Raw genomic sequence first — 17,869 nt, 5'->3', positions numbered from 1 at the left:
GCTCCCCGCTCCCCGCTCCCCGCGCGAGTGTGCATCCGGCGACGCTTCACCTGGGGTTTGCGTCGGCGATTTCACAGTCGGCATTCAGGTCCGCCAACCAGCGGCATGCATCGCGGCGAACACCCGCGAGATGAACGTGCCCTCTCGGTAACGCAGTAGGTCGTTGTGGACCCGAATGATCGTCCACCCCAGATCTGCCAACGCGACCTGCTTATCGGCGTCCGCCGCGCGTACCGCGGGGTCGGTCCAGTGTTGCGACCCGTCGTATTCGACTCCGACAAGAAACTCCTTGTAGCCCATATCGATTCGGGCCACGAAGTCGCCGAACTCGTCCCGCACCACGATCTGCGTCTGAGGTGCCGGCAACCCGGCATCGATCATCGCTAACCGCGTCCGCGTTTCCGGTGGCGACTCGGCGCCACTGTCGACGAGCGGCAACACCCGCCGAAGTCTGGCCAGTCCCCGTGCGCCGGAATGCTCGGCGATAACTGCCTCGATGTCGGTGATCTTCAGATCAGTCGCATTCGCCAAAGCATCGATCCGCTCGATGGCCCGAAGTCTGTTCGGTGTTCGTCGGCCGATGTCGAAGGCGGTGCGTGCCGGGGTGGTCACGGCCATCGCTCCAATCAGCAGCGTTTCGTGGGGCGCCAGGACGTCGGAGTGGACGATGATGCGCTTTGGCGGTCTTCGGTTGTCGTGCACCAATTCTGCGTCGAGCTCGGGGCCGACCCACTTCGCACCGTGCAGCGCCGATGCGGACGTGCCGGCCAGTACACCGCGCCGACGCGACCAGAGCCACGCCGCCCGCGCGCGCTGGCGCGCACTGAGCCTGATACCGGAGGGGGCGTAGACGCCTGGGTACACCGGTTCATACAGCGCCCGCATGGTGCGCTCCGGGATAGCGCCTGCGGCGAGTGCTTCCGCGGCCCGAAACGGCCAGTCCATCGACGGATCGTGCGCCCGCCCTGCGGTCGCGGCCAGTCACTCATCCCCAACCCCGCTGACAGTGCGATTCGCGACGCAAAACCCAGGTGGAGCGTCGCCAGACGCACACTCGCGCGGGAGGGCGGGCACGCGGGAGGGCGCGCGGGAGGGCCACCGGGTCGGGCGCGCGAAACTACAGCCGTTCGATGATGGTGACGTTCGCGGTGCCGCCGCCCTCGCACATGGTCTGCAGGCCGTACCGACCGCCGGTGCGCTCCAACGTATTCAGCATGGTGGTGAACAGCTTGGCTCCGGTGGCACCTAGCGGATGCCCGAGCGCGATCGCGCCGCCGGACGGGTTGACCTTCTCCGGGTCCGCCTTGATCTCCTTGAGCCACGCCATGACCACCGGCGCGAACGCCTCGTTGATCTCGACCGTGTCGATGTCGTCAATGGAAAGCCCGGTCTTCTCCAACGCATACCGGGTGGCTGGGATGGGACCGGTGAGCATGAACACCGGGTCGGCGCCGCGGGTGCTGATGTGGTGGATGCGCGCACGCGGGGTCAGGCCGTGCTCCTTGACGGCCTGCTCGGAAGCCAGCAGCACCGCCGAAGCGCCGTCGGATATCTGACTGGCCATCGCCGCCGTCAGCCGGCCGCCCTCGACCAATGTCTTCAGCCCCGCCATCTTCTCCAGCGATGACTCACGTGGTCCTTCGTCGACCCGGAACGACCCGGATTCGGTTTCCACGGTGAGGATTTCGTTGTCGAAGTTACCCCCGCGGATGGCCGCGAAGGCACGCTCGTGACTGGCCAGCGAATACTGCTCCATCTCCTCGCGCGAGAGGTTCCACTTCTCGGCGATCAGTTCGGAGCCGCGGAATTGGGAGATCTCCTGGTCGCCGTAGCGGTGCAGCCACTGCTTGGACTCGTTGGTCGGCGAGGTGAACCCGAACTGCTCGCCGACGGTCATCGCCGAGGAGATCGGGATCTGACTCATGTTCTGCATGCCGCCGGCCACGATCAGATCGGCGGTACCCGACAGGATCGCTTGTGCCCCAAAGGAAATAGCTTGTTGACTTGAGCCGCACTGCCGGTCGACGGTGACGCCGGGCACCTCTTCGGGATATCCCGCGGCCAACCACGACAACCGGGCGATGTTGCCGGCCTGGCCGCCGACGGCGTCGACGCACCCGGCGATCACGTCGTCGACGGCGCCCGGGTCGACGTCGTTGCGGTCGAACAGTCCGCGCCAGCCCAGCGCGCCCAGGTCGACGGGATGCACCCCGGCCAATGCGCCCCCGCGCTTGCCAACCGCGGTACGCACAGCGTCGATGACATAGGCCTCCGGCATTTCAGACTCCTTCTTTTGCGATCCCGCCCAGCACAATGGCGAGGTATTTCCGACCGACTTGCTGGGCGGTGAGCGGTCCGCCCGGTTGGTACCAGCGCACCGACACCCAGGTCGTGTCGCGGATGAAGCGGTAGACCAGGTCGACGTCGAGATCGGGCCGGAAGTAACCCTCCTCGATGCCCTGGTGCAGCACGTCGACCCACATCTTGCGCTGCTGTTTGTTGCGGTCCTCGAGGTAGGAGAACCGCGGCTGCGACGACAGCCGTTGCGCTTCGTCCTGGTAGATGACCACCTGGGCGTGGCGGTGCTCGATCGCCTCGAAGGATGCCATGAACAGGCCCTTGAGCCGCTCCAGCGGGTTGGGTTCGCTGTCGACGATTTCCCGGTAACGCAGAAAGAGCCAGTCCAGGAAGCCGCGCAGCAGTTCGTCGACCATTTCCTCTTTCGAGGCGAAGTGGTGATACAGGCTGCCGGACAGGATGCCCGCGCCGTCGGCGATGTCGCGCACCGTGGTGGCACGCAACCCGCGCTCGGCGAACATCACCGCAGCGAGTTCCAACAACTCGTCGCGGCGGCTGTTAGCCTGGCCGGCCACGCGCTCCACCGGGTCAGCGTATCAACCAAGCGCTTGCTCGGCCAACGGGCCTCCCCGCGAGGGGGTCAGCGCATCGTCACCACGGGTGGGCTCTGCGACACGTCAGCTTTCGCGCTCACGTAGGAGCGCACCTGACCTGACTTGGTCCCGCCGGCCTTGGTCTGGGCGGTCAGCGGAAAGATGACGTCCCCGGAAACCCGTGCGTCCAAATGATATTGGTCGAAGAACGCTACGCTCAGACCACTCACGTCCGGCTTACCCCAGACCACGGTGCCGTCGACCAGGTCGTAATCGCGTGCCCGCTGTGGGCAGCCGGGCGGCGCCAATTGCGCGGACCGCGTGCACTGAGTCAATTGCGCCGATATGGCTGACATGATCGCCGACTGCCCGGAATCGCTCAGCTCGAAATCCAAGCTGCCGAAACTGCCGGTGGACAGACTGTCGAGCAGGTACGGCTTCTTCAGCTTGACTGCCACATTCGCGTTGGTGCTGCCCGCATTCACCCAGCCTGGGAACACATACGCCGGCGACTTGCCGACCGCGGTTCCGAAGAACGTCAAGGTCTCGAACGCTTTGTTGTCGACGGAACTGACCGTGTCGATCTTGATCGCCGCTTGATCGATCTTCCATTCCTTGCCGGACCTCTTGGTCGACAACGTCACATCGGAGATGTTCTCGCCGAACTTCGCGCTCACGTGAACCTGGCCGAAACTCAGCGCACCGGAGTCGCCGAGGATCTTGATGTCGGTGATGGGCCAATGCGCGATCTGCTTCTTGAGGATTTCGTCGGTGAGGAATTCCTTCGACCCCGGCTGATCGCTGCCGTAGCTCAGGGCCGTCTCCGCGTCGCCCCGCGCCAGTGCCTCGAGGTATCCCTTCACCGCGTCCCCGGCGCTGCCCGATCTGCCGTCACTTCCGGACGACACCACCGCGATCACGACGAACACGACAACCACGACGACGACGGCGGCGGCGACACTCAGGGCGATGATGAGCGGCTTTCGGTTGCGCGGGCCCGGTGGTCCGAACTGGCCGAAATGCTGGGGACCCGACGGCCACTGCTGGTAGCCCGACGGCGGCTGCCCCGGCCACGCCGGAGGGGGCGGCACCGGCGGCGCGGACCCGGGCTGCGGCAGCTGCCAACCGGCCTGGGTCGCACCGTCAGCGGGATTTGGGGCCTGGCCCCATGGACCCGTAGTCACCACAAACCTTCTTTCCCAGCGTTGCTCATCAGCTATGTGCATCCCCCGTTGAACGGCCCGTAACCAATGCCAGGCCTCGGCTGATCCTAAGTCGTCTCGTTGCGGTTATTCCGCGCTCGATCCGGCCGCCGGTGGCCGGCCGTCACGGTGCGAGGCGACGTTCGGTCGCGCATTGTCGACCGGGCGGCGCCAATTCCGCGAAACACCACACAATCCGTTCGTCGCGTCGTATGTTCTCCCGGGTCGAATTTTGCTCAGTCAGTCCACAGTTGCTCCGACACAGGAAGGGCCGGAATCGTGTTGTACCTGACGTTGCCGCCGGAGATCAATTCACTGCGGATGTTCGCCGGAGCGGGAGCGGCGCCGATGCTGGAAGCGGCCACCGCATGGTGCGGACTGGCCGACGAACTGGGCTCCGCCGCGGAATCTTTCGGCTCGGTGACCGCCAACCTGGCCGGACAGGTATGGCACGGTCCGGCAGCTATCGCCATGGCCGCCAAGGCGGCTCAGTACACGACGCTCCTGAACTCGGCATCGGCACAGGCGACCGTCGCGGCCGCCCAAGCCACCGCGGTGGCAAGTGCTTTCGAAGCGGCCAAGGCGGCCACCATCGATCCCCAGCTGATCGCAGCAAATCGCAACACCATGCTGAACCTGTTCCGCTCCAACATCTTCGGGCTCAATGCTCCGGCCATCGCGGCAGTCGAGGGAATCTACCAGGAGTTCTGGGCCGCCGACGTCACCGCGATGCTCGGCTACCACGGCGCTGCGTCCGCGGCGGTCGCACAGCTGTCGTCCTGGCAGCAGACGCTGTCGGAACTGCCCGGTATCGGCCGGCTTGTGGCCAGTGCGCAGGATTTCAACCTGGGCGTCGGCAATCGAGGCAGCGGCAACGTCGGCAGCGGCAACACCGGTGCCGGCAACTTCGGCAACGGCAATCGAGGCAACTCGAACGTCGGCGGGGGCAACAACGGCAACGCGAACATCGGCGGCGGAAACTACAGCGACCGCAACGTCGGCTTCGGGAACACCGGCGCGGGCAATTTCGGACTCGGGAATCTCAGTGTCGGTTTTGACAAAGGCGGCAACGCCGGCGCCGGTAACTGGGGCAACTTCAATTTCGGTTTCGGCAACAACGGCACCGCCAACATCGGCGCCGGTAACAACGGCGAGTACAACATCGGTTTCGGCCTCGACGGCAACAGACTGATCGGCATCGGCAATGCGTACTACAACCTGTCCACCGGACAGTTCACCTTCCACGGCCTGAACTCCGGCAGCGGCAACATCGGCTTCGGCAACTCAGGATCCAACAACATCGGCTTCTTCAATTCCGGCAGCGGCAACGTCGGCCTGTTCAACACGGGCAGCAACCCTTACGCCCCGGGCAGTCTGAGCAACCTGGGCATCGGCAATTCCGGTTTCGGCAACATCGGTTTCGGAAACTCGGCGAGCGGAAACTTCGGCATCGGCAACTCAGGCGTGTTGAATACGGGCTTCGGTAACTCCGGCGGATTGAACACCGGTTTCGCGAACGCGGGCGTACTCAACACCGGGATGGACAATTCCGGCGACTACAACACCTTCGACGGAAACTCGGGCAACACCAACACCGGATTCTTCAATTCCGGCAACGCCAACACCGGCGTCGGGGTTATCACCGATAGTGGCGCCGCCACCTCGGGATTCGGTAATACGGGTCTGAACGTCAGTGGCTTCAACAACAGGGCCTCCGGCGGATTGGTGAACGGCAGCATGTCGGGTTTCTTCAATTCGGCGGGCGGCGCAGACCCCACGCTGGGTGAGAACGGCCGCGTCTCCGGCTTCTTCAATGCCGCGGTACCCGAACCGAACTCGGACCTCGTCAGCGGCTTCACCACCGGGTTATGGAATATGGGTTCGCAAATGGCGGGCCTGTTCAGCATCGCCGGACTGCTGAACACCCCGTTCTGACGACGCCCGAGAGCGGCGCCACGGTTCAGGGGTGCTGACTGGAGACCGAAATCACTTCCCCGGTCAGGTAACTCGAGTAGTCGCTGGCCAGGAATGCGATGGTGGCGGCCACCTCCCACGGCTCCGCGGCGCGCCCGAATGCCTCCCCGGCGGACAGCCGGTCCAGCAGTTCCACAGACGACGTCCTGTCCAGGAACTTGTGCCGCGCAATGCTGGGCGAGACCGCATTGATCCGCACTCCGTACTCGGCGGCTTCGATTGCGCTGCAACGGGTTAACGCCATGACGCCGGCTTTCGCGGCAGCGTAGTGCGACTGCGAGTGCTGCGCCCGCCAGCCCAACACGCTGGCATTGTTGACGATCACGCCGCCGTGGTCCGCGTCGCGGAAGTACCGCAACGCCGCCCGGGTGGCGCGGAACACCGACGTCAACGATACGTCCAGGACGCGGTCCCATTCCTCGTCGGTCATATCGGCCACCGGCGTCTGACCACCCAGTCCGGCGTTGTTCACCAGCACATCGAGCCGACCGAATCGCGCTGTCGCCGTGGTGATCAGGGCGTCGACCTGCGCGGTGGACGTCACGTCGCACACGACATGCTCGACCCGGCCCAGCCCCAGCGCCGTCAACTCGTCCGCTGTCTCACCCAGGCGCCGTTCGTGGTGATCGGAGACCAGCACGTCGGCGCCCTCGACGAGTGCCCGGCGCGCGGTGGACGATCCGATGCCGGTGCCGGCAGCGGCGGTCACCACCACGACCTTGCCGTCCAGCAGTCCGTGTCCGGCAATCTCTTTCGGCGCTTCGGCCAAGCTCACCCTTTAACCTCCCGAGGCAGGCCGAGCACCCGCTCGGCGATGATGTTGCGCTGGATCTCGTTGGATCCGCCGTAAATGGTGTCGGCGCGGGTGAACAGATACAACCGCTGCCACTCGTCGAAATCACCGTCGGCCAGGGTCAGTCCCGGCTTGCCCAGCACATCCATCGCCAGCTCACCCAGGCTGCGATGCCAGTTGGCCCACAACAACTTCGACACATTGTCCTGACCGGGCTGCTCCACATCCATGGTGGCCAGGGCGTAGGAACGCATGGCCCGCAGCCCGGTCCAGGCCCGGGTCAGCCGTTCCCGGATGAACGGGTCGTCCACCGCACCGGTGCGCTGTGCCAGCTCCGCCACATTCGAAAGCTCTCGGGCATAGACGATCTGCTGACCCAGCGTGGAAACGCCACGCTCGAAAGTGAGCGTTCCCATCGCGACCCGCCACCCGTCGCCGGGCTGACCGACCACCAGCGACGCCTCGGTGCGGGCGTCGTCGAAGAACACCTCGTTGAACTCCGCGGTGCCGGTGATCTGGATGATTGGCCGCACCTCCACACCGGGCTGATCCAACGGCACCAGCAGATACGACAACCCGGCGTGGCGTTTGGAGCCTTTCTCGGTGCGGGCCACCACGAAACACCACTGCGACAAGTGCGCCAGTGAGGTCCAGACCTTCTGGCCGTTGATCACCCAATGGTCGCCGTCCAGCTCGGCGGTGGTCGCGACGTTGGCGAGATCGCTGCCGGCGCCCGGCTCGGAGTAACCCTGACACCACAATTCGGTGACGTCGAGGATGCGCGGCAGGAAGCGTTGCTGCTGCTCGGGAGTGCCGAACGCGATCAGGGTCGGACCCAGCAGTTCCTCGCCGAAGTGATTGACCTTGTCCGGGGCGTTGGCCAGCGCGTACTCCTCGTAGAACGCCACCCGGTGCGCGGTCGACAGTCCCCGGCCCCCGTGTTCGACCGGCCAGCCCAGACATGTCAGGCCCGCCGCGGCCAGATGCTGGTTCCAGGCTCGGCGTTCCTCGAACGCTTCGTGTTCGCGTCCCGGACCGCCGAGTCCCTTGAGTGCTGCGAATTCGCCGACCAGATTGTCGGCGAGCCACTGCCGTACCTCGGCCCGGAACTCTTCGACGTCCTGCATAACCTGTAGGCTAACCTACCAAGCACTTGCTTTGTTAGCCTAGCGACGCAGCCCGCGATGCGGCCGTGTGCTGAGCAGGCGGGCAATCGATACAGGAGCGTCGATGACCAGCGATCCCCGGACCATACCGGCGGCGCTGGACGACCTTGCCCGCCGCTACCCCGATCACGACGCGCTGATCACCGACGACCGCAGCTTCACCGCGACCGCCCTGCGGGACGAAGTGCGCCGGGCGGCCGCGGCACTGGTGACCCTGGGTGTGGCACCGAAGGACCGGGTAGCCATCTGGTCGCCCAATACCTGGCACTGGGTGGTGGCCTGCCTGGCCATTCACCACGTCGGCGCCGCGATGGTGCCGCTGAACACGCGCTACACCGCCGAGGAAGCCACCGACATACTGGCCCGCACCGACGCTCCGGTGTTGTTCGCCGCCGGCCGCTTCCTGGGCACTGACCGAACCGCGGATCTCGATCGTGCGGCACTGCCCGCGCTGCGTCACATCGTGCGCATCGGAATCGACGAGTCCGACGGCACCTGGGCGGAATTCATCGCCCACGGTGACGACCCCGCGGCGGTCCGCGAGGCAGCCGGGCGCGCCTCGGCCGTCACACCCGACGACGTCAGCGACATCCTGTTCACCTCCGGGACCACCGGCCGCAGCAAAGGTGTGCTGTGCGCGCACCGGCAGTCGCTGGCGGCATCGGCAGCATGGGCCGCCAACGGCAAGATCACCAGCGCGGACCGCTATCTGTGCATCAACCCGTTCTTCCACAACTTCGGCTACAAGGCGGGCATCCTGGCCTGCCTGCAGACCGGCGCGACGCTGATCCCGCACCTGACCTTCGATCCGCTGCGCACGCTGCAGGCCATCGAGCGGCACCGCATCACCGTGCTGCCCGGGCCGCCGACCATCTATCAGGTGCTGCTCGACCACCCGGCCCGCGCCGACTACGACCTGAGTTCGCTGCGGTTCGCGGTGACCGGCGCGGCGACCGTTCCGGTGGTGCTGGTGGAACGCATGCAGTCCGAACTCGACATCGACATCGTGCTGACCGCGTACGGCCTGACCGAAGCCAACGGCATGGGCACCGCCTGCCGGCCTGAGGACGACGCGGTGACCGTGGCGACCACCTGTGGGCGCCCGTTCGCCGACTTCGAGCTACGCATCGACGACAGCGGTGAAGTGTTGCTTCGCGGTCCCAACGTGATGCTGGGCTACCTCGACGATCCGACGGCGACCGCGGCCGCGATCGACGCCGACGGCTGGCTGCACACCGGCGACATCGGCACCGTTGATGACGCCGGCAACCTGCGCATCACCGACCGGCTCAAGGACATGTACATCTGTGGCGGGTTCAACGTCTATCCGGCCGAAGTCGAACAGGTGTTGGCCCGCATGGACGGGATCGCCGACGCCGCCGTCATCGGGATCCCTGACCGGCGACTCGGTGAGGTGGGCCGCGCCTTCGTTGTGACGCGGCCCGGTGCCGATCTGGATGAGGAGTCGGTAATCGCCTACACCCGTGCGCATTTGGCGAATTTCAAAATACCGCGCTCGGTGCGGTTCGTCGACGCGTTGCCGCGCAACCCAGGCGGCAAGGTGGTCAAACCACAACTGCGAGAGATGACGTGATGGATCTAGAACTGGACGAACAGACCCAGGAGTTTCAGGCCGAGGTGCGCGATTTCCTGGCCGCCAACCGCGACTCGATCCCGACGAAGTCCTACGACAACGCCGAAGGCTTTGCCCAACATCGCATTTGGGACAAAGTGCTGTTCGATGCCGGTTTGTCGGTGATCACCTGGCCGGAGAAGTACGGCGGCCGCGACGCCCCACTGCTGCACTGGGTCGTCTACGAGGAAGAGTACTTCCGGGCCGGAGCACCCGGCCGGGCCAGCGCCAACGGCACCTCGATGCTGGCACCCACGCTGTTCTCGCACGGCACCGCAGCGCAGCTGGACCGCATTCTGCCGAAAATGGCCAGCGGCGAACAGATCTGGGCACAAGCCTGGTCCGAGCCCGAGTCCGGCAGCGACCTCGCGTCGTTGCGGTCGACCGCGACGCGGACCGACGGCGGCTGGTTGCTCAACGGGCAGAAGATCTGGAGCTCCCGCGCGCCGTTCGCCGAGATGGGATTCGGATTGTTCCGCTCCGATCCGCAATCCCAGCGCCATCAAGGGCTGACCTACTTCATGTTCGACCTCAAGGCCGCGGGGGTGACGGTACGCCCGATCGTCCAACTGGGTGGTGACACCGGATTCGGCGAGATCTTCCTCGACGACGTTTTCGTTGCCGACGAGGACGTGATCGGCACGCCCAACGACGGCTGGCGCGTCGCGATGAGCACCTCGAGCAACGAACGGGGCATGTCGCTGCGCAGCCCGGCCCGGTTCCTGGCCGCCGCCGAACGGCTGGTACAGCTGTGGAAGGAGAGCGGCGCACCACCGGAGTTCGCCGACCGGGTCGCCGACGGCTGGATCAAGGCGCAGGCCTACCGGCTGCAGACTTTCGGCACCGTCACCCGGCTGGCAGCGGGAGGCGAACTGGGCGCGGAGTCGTCTGTCACCAAGGTGTTCTGGTCCGACCTGGACGTGCAACTGCACCAGACCGCACTCGATCTGCGCGGCGCCGACGGCGAACTGGCCGGACCGTGGACCGAAGGCCTGTTGTTCGCCCTCGGCGGCCCGATCTACGCCGGCACCAACGAGATTCAGCGCAACATCATCTCCGAACGCCTGCTCGGCCTGCCTCGAGAAAAGAAGGGGTAGAAACGCCAATGGAATTCATCCTCGACGAACAGCAGCGTGACTTCGCCGCGAGCATCGACGCCGCCCTGGGCGCCGCGGACCTCCCGGGCGCGGTGCGCGCCTGGGCCGCAGGCGATGCCAAACCCGGCTTGAAGGTGTGGGAGCAGCTGGCCAACCTCGGCGTCACCGCGCTGATGGTGCCGGAGAAGTACGACGGCATCGACGCATCGCCGGTCGATCTGGTGGTGGCGTGTGAGCGCCTCGGACGCTGGTGTGTGCCCGGCCCGGTCACCGAATCCATCGCCGTCGCACCGGTATTGCTTGCCTGCGATGCTCAAGCCGAGCGCTCCGCCCGGCTGGCCGCCGGCGAGTTGATCGCCACCGTCGCGCTGCCGCCACAGGTGCCGCGGGCGGTCGACGCCGACGTCGCCGGGCTGGTGCTGATGGTGGACCAAGACGTCAGCGAAGCGACCCCCGGCGAACGCCACGAGTCCGTGGACCCCAGCCGTCGCCTGTTCGACGTCACGGCCACCGGGGACGCCTGGCCGGCGGATGTCGACCGGGCCTTCGAGTTCGGCGCGCTGGCCACCGCGGCGCAGCTGGTCGGTGCGGCTGAGGCGTTGCTGGCCGGCAGCGTGGACTACGCCAAACAGCGGTCCCAGTTCGGCCGTGTGATCGGCTCGTATCAGGCGATCAAGCACAAGCTTGCCGACGTGCACATCGCGGTCGAACTGGCCCGGCCGCTGGTGTACGGCGCGGCGCTGTCGATGCAGCCCCGCGACGTCAGCGCGGCCAAAGCGGCAGCGGCCGAGGCTGGTCTGCTGGCCGCACGCTCGGCGTTGCAGACCCACGGTGCCATCGGTTTCACTCAGGAGCACGACCTATCGCTGTTGTTGTTGCGGGTGCAGGCGTTGCGATCGGCCTGGGGTACACCGCGATCGCACCGGCGACGAGTGCTGGAGGCGTTATGACCGAAGAACGCGAGATGTTGCGCGACACCGTCGCCGCACTGGTGGGCAAGCACGCCGGCCCGGCCGCCGTGCGGGCGGCGATCGAGTCCGAACGAGGTTACGACGAGTCGCTGTGGCAGTTGTTGTGCGAGCAGGTCGGCGCCGCCGCGCTGGTCGTCCCGGACGAACTCGGCGGCGCGGGCGGCGAACTGGCGGATGCCGCCACGGTGCTGCAGGAGCTGGGCCGCGCGCTGGTGCCGTCCCCGCTGTGGGGTACCACCCTGGCCGAGCTCGCGCTGCTGGCCGCGGCAGAACCCGATGCCGAGACGCTGGCGGCGCTGGCCGACGGCAGCTCGATCGGGGCGCTGGTGCTCGACCCGGACTACGTGGTCAACGGTGACGTCGCCGACGTCGTCGTGGCCGCCGCCGACGGCCGGGTGAGCAGGTGGACCGAGTTCAGCGCGGAACCGGTGACGACCATGGATCTGACTCGCCGACTGGCGCGCCTGACCCCCACGGACACCGCCGACCTGGGTGCCGATCCGGGTCTGGCGGACTTCGCGGCCATTCTGCTGGCGGCCGAACAGATCGGTGCTGCCGAGCGGTGTCTGGGCCTGACCGTCGAATATGCCAAGAGCCGCGTGCAATTCGGCCGCCCGATCGGCAGCTTCCAGGCGCTCAAGCACCGGATGGCGGACCTGTACGTCACCGTCGCCGCCGCGAAGGCCGTGGTCAACGAGGCATGCGACCAGCCCACACCCGTCAACGCCGCCACGGCCAGACTGGCCGCGACCGAGGCGCTGAACATGGTGGCGGCCGAGGCTATTCAGCTGCACGGTGGGATCGCGATCACCTGGGAACACGATATGCATCTGTACTTCAAACGCGCCCACGGCAGTGCGCAGTTGCTGAGCACTACGCGAGACATTCTGCGCGGCTTGGAATCCGAAGTTCTGCCGGCATCGTGACCCGGCACGTCGCGCTGCGCGCAGGCATCCCACCGTTCTACGTGATGGATGTCTGGCTGGCGGCCGCCGAGCGCCAGCGCACGCACGGCGACCTAGTGAATCTGTCGGCCGGCCAACCCAGCGTGGGTGCCCCGGAACCGGTGCGCGCCGCGGCCGCCGCGGCCTTGCATCGCAACCAGTTGGGTTACACCGTAGCGCTGGGCATTCCCGAGCTGCGGGCCGCGATAGCGGCAGATTATCAAGTGCGTCACGGTATTTCGGTTGAGCCGGATGCGGTGATCGTCACCACGGGATCCTCGGGTGGCTTCCTGCTGGCGTTTCTGGCCTGCTTCGACGTGGGCGACCGGGTCGCGATGGCCGGTCCCGGGTACCCTTGCTACCGAAACATCCTGTCGGCATTGGGATGTGAAGTGGTCGAGATCCCGTGCGGACCCGAGACCCGGTTCCAGCCCACTGCCCAGATGCTGGCCGCGCTGGACCCGCCGGTGCAGGGCGTCATCGTCGCCAGTCCGGCCAACCCGACCGGCACCGTGATCCCGCCGGAGGAACTCGCGGCGATCGCATCCTGGTGTGACGACACCGGCGTGCGGTTGATCAGTGACGAGGTCTACCACGGGTTGGTGTACGACGGGGCGCCGCAGACCAGTTCGGCCTGGCAGACCTCGCGAAATGCCGTGGTGGTCAACAGTTTCTCCAAGTACTACGCGATGACGGGCTGGCGGTTGGGCTGGCTGCTGGTGCCGGCCGAACTGCGCCGCGCAGTCGACTGTCTGACCGGCAACTTCAGCATCTGCCCGCCGGTGTTGTCGCAGATCGCCGCGGTGTCGGCGTTCACCCCGGAATCGACCGCTGAGGCCGAGACGAATCTGCAGCACTATGCGGTGAACCGCGCGCTGCTGCTCGACGGACTGCGCGGCATCGGCCTCGACCGGCTGGCCCCGACCGACGGTGCGTTCTACGTCTACGCCGACGTCTCCGACTTCACTGCCGACTCGCTGCGGTTCTGTTCGAAATTGTTGAGCGACACCGGTGTTGCGATCGCACCGGGTATCGACTTCGACCCGGCACGGGGCAGCTCCTTCGTCCGGCTGTCGTTCGCCGGACCGACCGGCGACGTCGAAGAGGCGTTACGCCGGCTCGGTTCGTGGCTCCCGCGCCAGTAGCGCGTCGATGCGGGCCTCGAGAGCGGCCCGGTCCAGGTCGCCGAGGTTGATCCCGAAATCGGCGGCGAGGGTGTCCACCACCGCTGCCGCGTCGTCGAGGTCGATCTTCTCGGTGCCGCCGGGCCGGTGGATGACCAGCGTGCGCCCGCCCAGGTTCATCCGCCCCTCCTCGGTGACTCGGGCCGCCATCAAGTCGGTGACGAAGTGCGACGACGGATGCGTCGAGACATACCAGCTTCCGACCGTCAGATCGATCGGCGGCCGGGTCTTCGTGGCGAACTCGTACAACGGCTGCCACTCGTCGCGCAGCCGGGCCGCCAGGACGAGTCCGTCGCCGCCGTCCTGCAGACGGTACGGCTCGTGCCTGGTCTGCTGCGCACCGCCGGTCAGCAACCGCAGCGGCGAGGTGGGCGTCTGGCCACCGAAGCCGACATCGACGAGGTAGGGGCCGGCGCAGCCGGGGAAGGTCACCGCCAGGACGGTGTGGGACTGCGCCGGGATCGGGGCGTCCGGAGCCCTCATCCAAATCACCCGTCCGGTCAGGCGGCGCACCTTGAAACCCAGGTCGGCCAACACATATCCCAGCAAGCCGTTGTGCTCGTAGCAGTAACCGCCGCGACGCCGGTGGACCAGCTTGTCAGCCAGTGCCGCGGGGCTCAGGTCGTCCACGGGCACACCCAGGAACGGATCCAGGTTCTCGAACGGGATTGCCCGGGTGTGGGAGGCGATCAACTGTTCGAGGACCTCCAGGGTCGGCTCAGCAGCGCCGCGGTAGTCGATGCGCTCGAAGTACGCGGTCAGATCCAGTGCCATGCCGCCATTGTGGCCCCCACGACCCTGCCGGGCGATAGTTGCCGGAACGGTACCTACGCAAGGAACTGGTTCGCTACTGTTGACCTCGCGCATCATCCAACGCCGCGAAGGGGAAACGCCGAGATATGCCTGAAGACTCCCCTACCGAGGGCGCGGCAGCCAGCGGGATCGTTGCGGAGTTGGCAGCGGCCGGCTTCGAAGACGCGCAGCAGGTCGGACGCGGCGGCGCCGGTGTCATCTACCGCTGTTCGGAGACGGCGTTGGGAAGAAGCGTTGCGGTCAAAGTGCTGCCGTCTTCCTTCGACCAGGAGAGTCAGGAACGCTTCCTGCGCGAGGGCTACGCGATGGGCGGATTGTCCGGCCACCCGAATATCGTCCACATCCTGCGGGTAGGGGTCACCACCAGCAACCGGCCCTACATCGTAATGCCCTATCACGCCGCGGATTCCCTGGCGGTACGTTTGCACAACGAGGGTGCGACTCCGTGGCCCGAGGCGCTGCGGATCGGTGTAAAGCTCTGCGGGGCACTGGAAACCGCCCACCGCAACGGCACGTTGCACCGCGACATCAAGCCGGCGAACGTGCTGATCAACGATTACGGCGAACCGCAACTGAGCGATTTCGGCATCGCCCGTATCGAGGGTGGCTACGAGACCGCAACGGGATTCTTCTCCGGCACCATCGACTACACCGCGCCAGAGGTGATGACCGGCAACCAGGCGACCGTCGTCTCCGATGTCTATTCGCTCGGCGCCACCATCTTCGCGCTGATCGCAGGCAATGCCGCACACGAGCGCAGGAAGGGTGAAGACCTCATCGCCCAGTATCTGCGCATCAGTTCCAGCGGCGTCCCGGATCTGCGCCCCGAAGGAATCCCCGACTCGGTGTGCGCGGCGATAGAGCACGCAATGTCGATCGAGCCCGCGAAACGCCCGTCGTCGGCGGAGGCGTTCGGACGCGAGTTGCAAGCCGCGCAGCGCGCCAACGGCCTGAAGCCCGACGCGATGGCCATCACCAGCGCGCCGGACGGTACCGGGCGCACCGCAATACTGACCCCGGGCGTGTCGGTGACCCCGCCGGGCGCGACCGGCGATACCCGGCAGACTCCGCCGCCCAGCCCGGACACGTCGAACATGCATTCGCCGACCCGGCAGATCCCACGCCAGGACGGGCCGACGTCGTTCATCGGTCAGCCCCCCACCTCCCAGGGCGACCCTGGCCGGGACGAGTTTTCCGAGGCCGCGCAGGTGCTGCGGACCGCGAACGCCGCACCTGCCCAACCGCCGGCCGGCACCGGCGGCACGCCGCCACCACACCGCCCTGAACCGGCCCGCACGGCGGGACGATTCGGGCCGCCGGGTTCCAACAAGCGCCGCCTGCTGATAGCGGCCGCGGTTGCCGCGGCGTTGCTGTTGGTCGCCGGCATCGTCCTGATCGCGCTTCCCCAGGCCGAGAAACACGAGAACGCGTCGTCCCACCCGCCGACCCAGGCGCCGGTGCAGTGGAAATCGATCACCAATGCGCGCATCGCGCGCGATGCCGCAGCGACCACGCAGTCCGACGGCACGATATGGATCTTCGGCGGCGTCGGCAGCAACGGCACGGTCACCGCCCGGCACGAGGGTTACGACCCGGCCGTCGACGAATGGAAGGGTGGCGACGACCTTCCCGTCCCGATTCAGCGTGCCTCGGCAGTGACCTGGCAGGGCAATCCGGTGATACTTGGCGGCTGGAAGACGACGGGCGCGAAACCCGTTGCCAGCGACCAGGTTTGGCGTGTAGTCAACAGCCACTGGGTGGAGCTGCCGCGGATGTTGCAGCCCAGGGCGGCCGCGGCCGCGGTAGTGATCGGCGACCGCATCATCGTCGCCGGCGGTGTGGACGCCAACGGCGCACTGGTGAGCACCACCGAGATTTTCGACGGCAACTCCTGGATCCTGGGCACCCCCCTTCCGACGCCGCGGCAGCTGCCCGCCGCCGCCTCGGACGGCAAGCTGATGTACGTGGTCGGCGGAGCCAGTGCAGGCACCGATTCGGCCGCCGTCGAGGCCTACGACCCGGTTGCCAAGACCTGGACCACGCTGCCGTCGCTGCCGCAGCCGCGGAGTGACCTGGGGGTGGCCATCGCCGATGGACGTCTGGTGGCCGCCGGCGGTTTGTCCGGTGGTCAGGTGCTCAAGAGCGTGTCCGTGTTCGACCTGACCGCCAAGTCTTGGGACAACCTGCCCGACATGGCGTCGGCCCGGCACGGCATGGCGGTCGCGGCGGTGGCCAAGACGGTGTACGCGATCGGCGGGTCGACCGACGCCACAGATCAGCAGGTGGTGTCCACGGCGGAGTCGCTGACCTTGCCGGCTCGCAAGACGCAACCCGCGGCCCAATGGCGCACCCTGCCCCCGGCCAAGAGCCCCCGGCTGATGATGGCGTGGACGGTGCTCAACGACAAGATCTGGCTGATGGGCGGCCTGTACAACGGCGGCGTGCTGACCACCGTCGAGAGTTACCAACCGAGCACCGGCGTCTGGGAAACCGGACCTCCGTTGCCGATACCGCTGCACCATGCGGCTGCGGCCACGTATCGGGGTGAGGTGATCGTGCTGGGCGGCGCGAGCGACAACATCGCGGACGCATCCAATAAGGTCTTCGCGTTGCGCGGCAACAACTGGGTCGAGTTACCCAGCCTGAGCCATTCGCGGGCGGCACCGGCGGCCGCGGTGGTCGGCGACAAGCTCGTCGTGATGGGCGGGCAGAGCGCCAAGCAGTTGGTGCCTCAGACCGAGGTCTTCGACGGTACGTCGTGGAAAGACTCCGCCAACATGCTGACCCCGCGCGAGCACCTGGCCGCGGTGTCGGACGGCACCTACGTCTACGCCGTCGGTGGGCGGTTCCTGTCTGCCGACAAGAATTCCGCGGCGTTGGAGCGGTTCGACCCGGCGGCCGGGAGCTGGGCCAAGCTGGTCGAGATGCCGACACCGCGCGGAAGCTACGGCGCCACGTTCATCGACGGGCGGGTGGTCGCCGTGGGCGGCGAAGAACCGACCCAGGTGCTGGCTGTCGTCGAGGCCTATGACGTGGCCGAGGCGAAATGGTCGACGCTGACCCCGATGCCGACCCCGCGGCACGGTGAGGCGGTGGCCGCGGTGGGCCACACCATCTACGTCATCGGTGGGGCGAATCGCCCCTCCCACGAAGGCGGCACCGCGACCGTCGAGGCCCTCGACTTCAATTAGCACCGTTCCG

Annotated in this window: 14 protein-coding genes; 7 read left to right on the top strand and 7 right to left on the bottom strand. The window is 66.8% G+C overall.

The genetic code is table 11. The features are described from left to right. Nucleotides 1–84 precede the first annotated feature (84 nt). The 4 genes from AC5Y5Z_RS13850 to AC5Y5Z_RS13835 form a co-directional block, all read right to left on the bottom strand. Complete coding sequence (locus tag AC5Y5Z_RS13850) at nt 85–945, bottom strand: type IV toxin-antitoxin system AbiEi family antitoxin (protein ID WP_473139818.1); 861 nt, start codon at nt 943–945, stop codon at nt 85–87. A gap of 172 nt (nt 946–1,117) precedes the next feature. Beyond that, nucleotides 1,118–2,278 (bottom strand): steroid 3-ketoacyl-CoA thiolase FadA6, encoded by a 1,161-nt coding sequence (fadA6, locus tag AC5Y5Z_RS13845; RefSeq protein WP_463828606.1) that lies wholly within the window; start codon nt 2,276–2,278, stop codon nt 1,118–1,120. Nucleotide 2,279: 1 nt separating this feature from the next. Continuing rightward, a complete protein-coding gene (gene kstR2 / locus AC5Y5Z_RS13840) occupies nt 2,280–2,882 on the bottom strand; it encodes a TetR family transcriptional regulator KstR2 (protein WP_463828605.1) in 603 nt (200 codons plus the stop codon). 56 nt (nt 2,883–2,938) lie between these two features. Continuing rightward, nucleotides 2,939–4,075 carry a hypothetical protein gene (locus AC5Y5Z_RS13835; protein WP_499925612.1) on the bottom strand — a complete coding sequence of 379 codons (1,137 nt, stop codon included), beginning with the start codon at nt 4,073–4,075 and terminating at the stop codon, nt 2,939–2,941. A 294-nt stretch (nt 4,076–4,369) separates the two neighbouring features. On the opposite strand from AC5Y5Z_RS13835, the gene AC5Y5Z_RS13830 reads away from it, so the two are divergent. Beyond that, the gene (locus tag AC5Y5Z_RS13830; RefSeq protein WP_499925668.1) at nt 4,370–6,028 is read left to right on the top strand and encodes a PPE family protein; all 1,659 of its coding nucleotides are present in this window, start codon (nt 4,370–4,372) and stop codon (nt 6,026–6,028) included. Between the two features lie 25 nt (nt 6,029–6,053). Here AC5Y5Z_RS13830 and ipdF read toward each other — a convergent pair whose 3' ends face one another. After that, nucleotides 6,054–6,842: a (5R,7aS)-5-hydroxy-7a-methyl-1-oxo-2,3,5,6,7,7a-hexahydro-1H-indene-carboxyl-CoA reductase gene (gene ipdF / locus AC5Y5Z_RS13825; protein WP_463828603.1), complete on the bottom strand. Its 789-nt coding sequence runs from the start codon at nt 6,840–6,842 to the stop codon at nt 6,054–6,056. Then, complete coding sequence (gene ipdE1, locus AC5Y5Z_RS13820) at nt 6,839–7,987, bottom strand: acyl-CoA dehydrogenase IpdE1 (RefSeq protein WP_463828602.1); 1,149 nt, start codon at nt 7,985–7,987, stop codon at nt 6,839–6,841. Before ipdE1 ends, ipdF begins: the two co-directional genes overlap by 4 nt. 103 nt (nt 7,988–8,090) lie before the next feature. On the opposite strand from ipdE1, the gene fadD3 reads away from it, so the two are divergent. The 5 genes from fadD3 to AC5Y5Z_RS13795 are packed head-to-tail and all read left to right on the top strand — an operon-like array spanning nt 8,091 to nt 13,816. Beyond that, nucleotides 8,091–9,620, top strand: coding sequence for a 3-((3aS,4S,7aS)-7a-methyl-1,5-dioxo-octahydro-1H-inden-4-yl)propanoate--CoA ligase FadD3 (gene fadD3 / locus AC5Y5Z_RS13815; protein WP_499925610.1), 1,530 nt, complete (start codon nt 8,091–8,093; stop codon nt 9,618–9,620). Then, entirely contained in the window at nt 9,620–10,756 is a 1,137-nt protein-coding gene (locus AC5Y5Z_RS13810) for an acyl-CoA dehydrogenase family protein (RefSeq protein ID WP_499925608.1), read from the top strand. Before fadD3 ends, AC5Y5Z_RS13810 begins: the two co-directional genes overlap by 1 nt. Nucleotides 10,757–10,764: 8 nt before the next feature. Further along, nucleotides 10,765–11,706, top strand: a complete 942-nt coding sequence (locus AC5Y5Z_RS13805) for an acyl-CoA dehydrogenase family protein (protein ID WP_463828599.1) — start codon at nt 10,765–10,767, stop codon at nt 11,704–11,706. Further along, nucleotides 11,703–12,653, top strand: coding sequence for an acyl-CoA dehydrogenase IpdE2 (gene ipdE2 / locus AC5Y5Z_RS13800; protein ID WP_499925605.1), 951 nt, complete (start codon nt 11,703–11,705; stop codon nt 12,651–12,653). Before AC5Y5Z_RS13805 ends, ipdE2 begins: the two co-directional genes overlap by 4 nt. Further along, a complete protein-coding gene (locus AC5Y5Z_RS13795) occupies nt 12,650–13,816 on the top strand; it encodes a pyridoxal phosphate-dependent aminotransferase (RefSeq protein ID WP_463828597.1) in 1,167 nt (388 codons plus the stop codon). Before ipdE2 ends, AC5Y5Z_RS13795 begins: the two co-directional genes overlap by 4 nt. Here AC5Y5Z_RS13795 and AC5Y5Z_RS13790 read toward each other — a convergent pair. Then, nucleotides 13,781–14,629, bottom strand: coding sequence for an arylamine N-acetyltransferase family protein (locus AC5Y5Z_RS13790; protein WP_463828596.1), 849 nt, complete (start codon nt 14,627–14,629; stop codon nt 13,781–13,783). The two genes, AC5Y5Z_RS13795 and AC5Y5Z_RS13790, sit on opposite strands and share 36 nt — an antisense overlap. A gap of 125 nt (nt 14,630–14,754) precedes the next feature. Here AC5Y5Z_RS13790 and AC5Y5Z_RS13785 point away from each other — a divergent pair, with 125 nt between their 5' ends. Next, complete coding sequence (locus AC5Y5Z_RS13785) at nt 14,755–17,859, top strand: Kelch repeat-containing protein (RefSeq protein ID WP_499925602.1); 3,105 nt, start codon at nt 14,755–14,757, stop codon at nt 17,857–17,859. Nucleotides 17,860–17,869 lie beyond the last annotated feature (10 nt).

It is taken from the genome of Mycobacterium sp. NGS29 (assembly GCF_059812965.1).
Note: the sequence above shows the minus strand (reverse complement) of the source record. Positions and strands in the feature narration are given on the sequence as shown.

Coding starts and splice junctions, on each gene's coding strand:
- AC5Y5Z_RS13850 (WP_473139818.1), bottom strand. CDS start 945: ATGGACTGGCCGTTTCGGGCCGCGGAAGCACTCGCCGCAGGCGCTATC.
- fadA6 (WP_463828606.1), bottom strand. CDS start 2,278: ATGCCGGAGGCCTATGTCATCGACGCTGTGCGTACCGCGGTTGGCAAG.
- ipdE1 (WP_463828602.1), bottom strand. CDS start 7,987: ATGCAGGACGTCGAAGAGTTCCGGGCCGAGGTACGGCAGTGGCTCGCC.
- fadD3 (WP_499925610.1), top strand. CDS start 8,091: ATGACCAGCGATCCCCGGACCATACCGGCGGCGCTGGACGACCTTGCC.
- AC5Y5Z_RS13810 (WP_499925608.1), top strand. CDS start 9,620: ATGGATCTAGAACTGGACGAACAGACCCAGGAGTTTCAGGCCGAGGTG.
- AC5Y5Z_RS13805 (WP_463828599.1), top strand. CDS start 10,765: ATGGAATTCATCCTCGACGAACAGCAGCGTGACTTCGCCGCGAGCATC.
- ipdE2 (WP_499925605.1), top strand. CDS start 11,703: ATGACCGAAGAACGCGAGATGTTGCGCGACACCGTCGCCGCACTGGTG.
- AC5Y5Z_RS13790 (WP_463828596.1), bottom strand. CDS start 14,629: ATGGCACTGGATCTGACCGCGTACTTCGAGCGCATCGACTACCGCGGC.
- AC5Y5Z_RS13785 (WP_499925602.1), top strand. CDS start 14,755: ATGCCTGAAGACTCCCCTACCGAGGGCGCGGCAGCCAGCGGGATCGTT.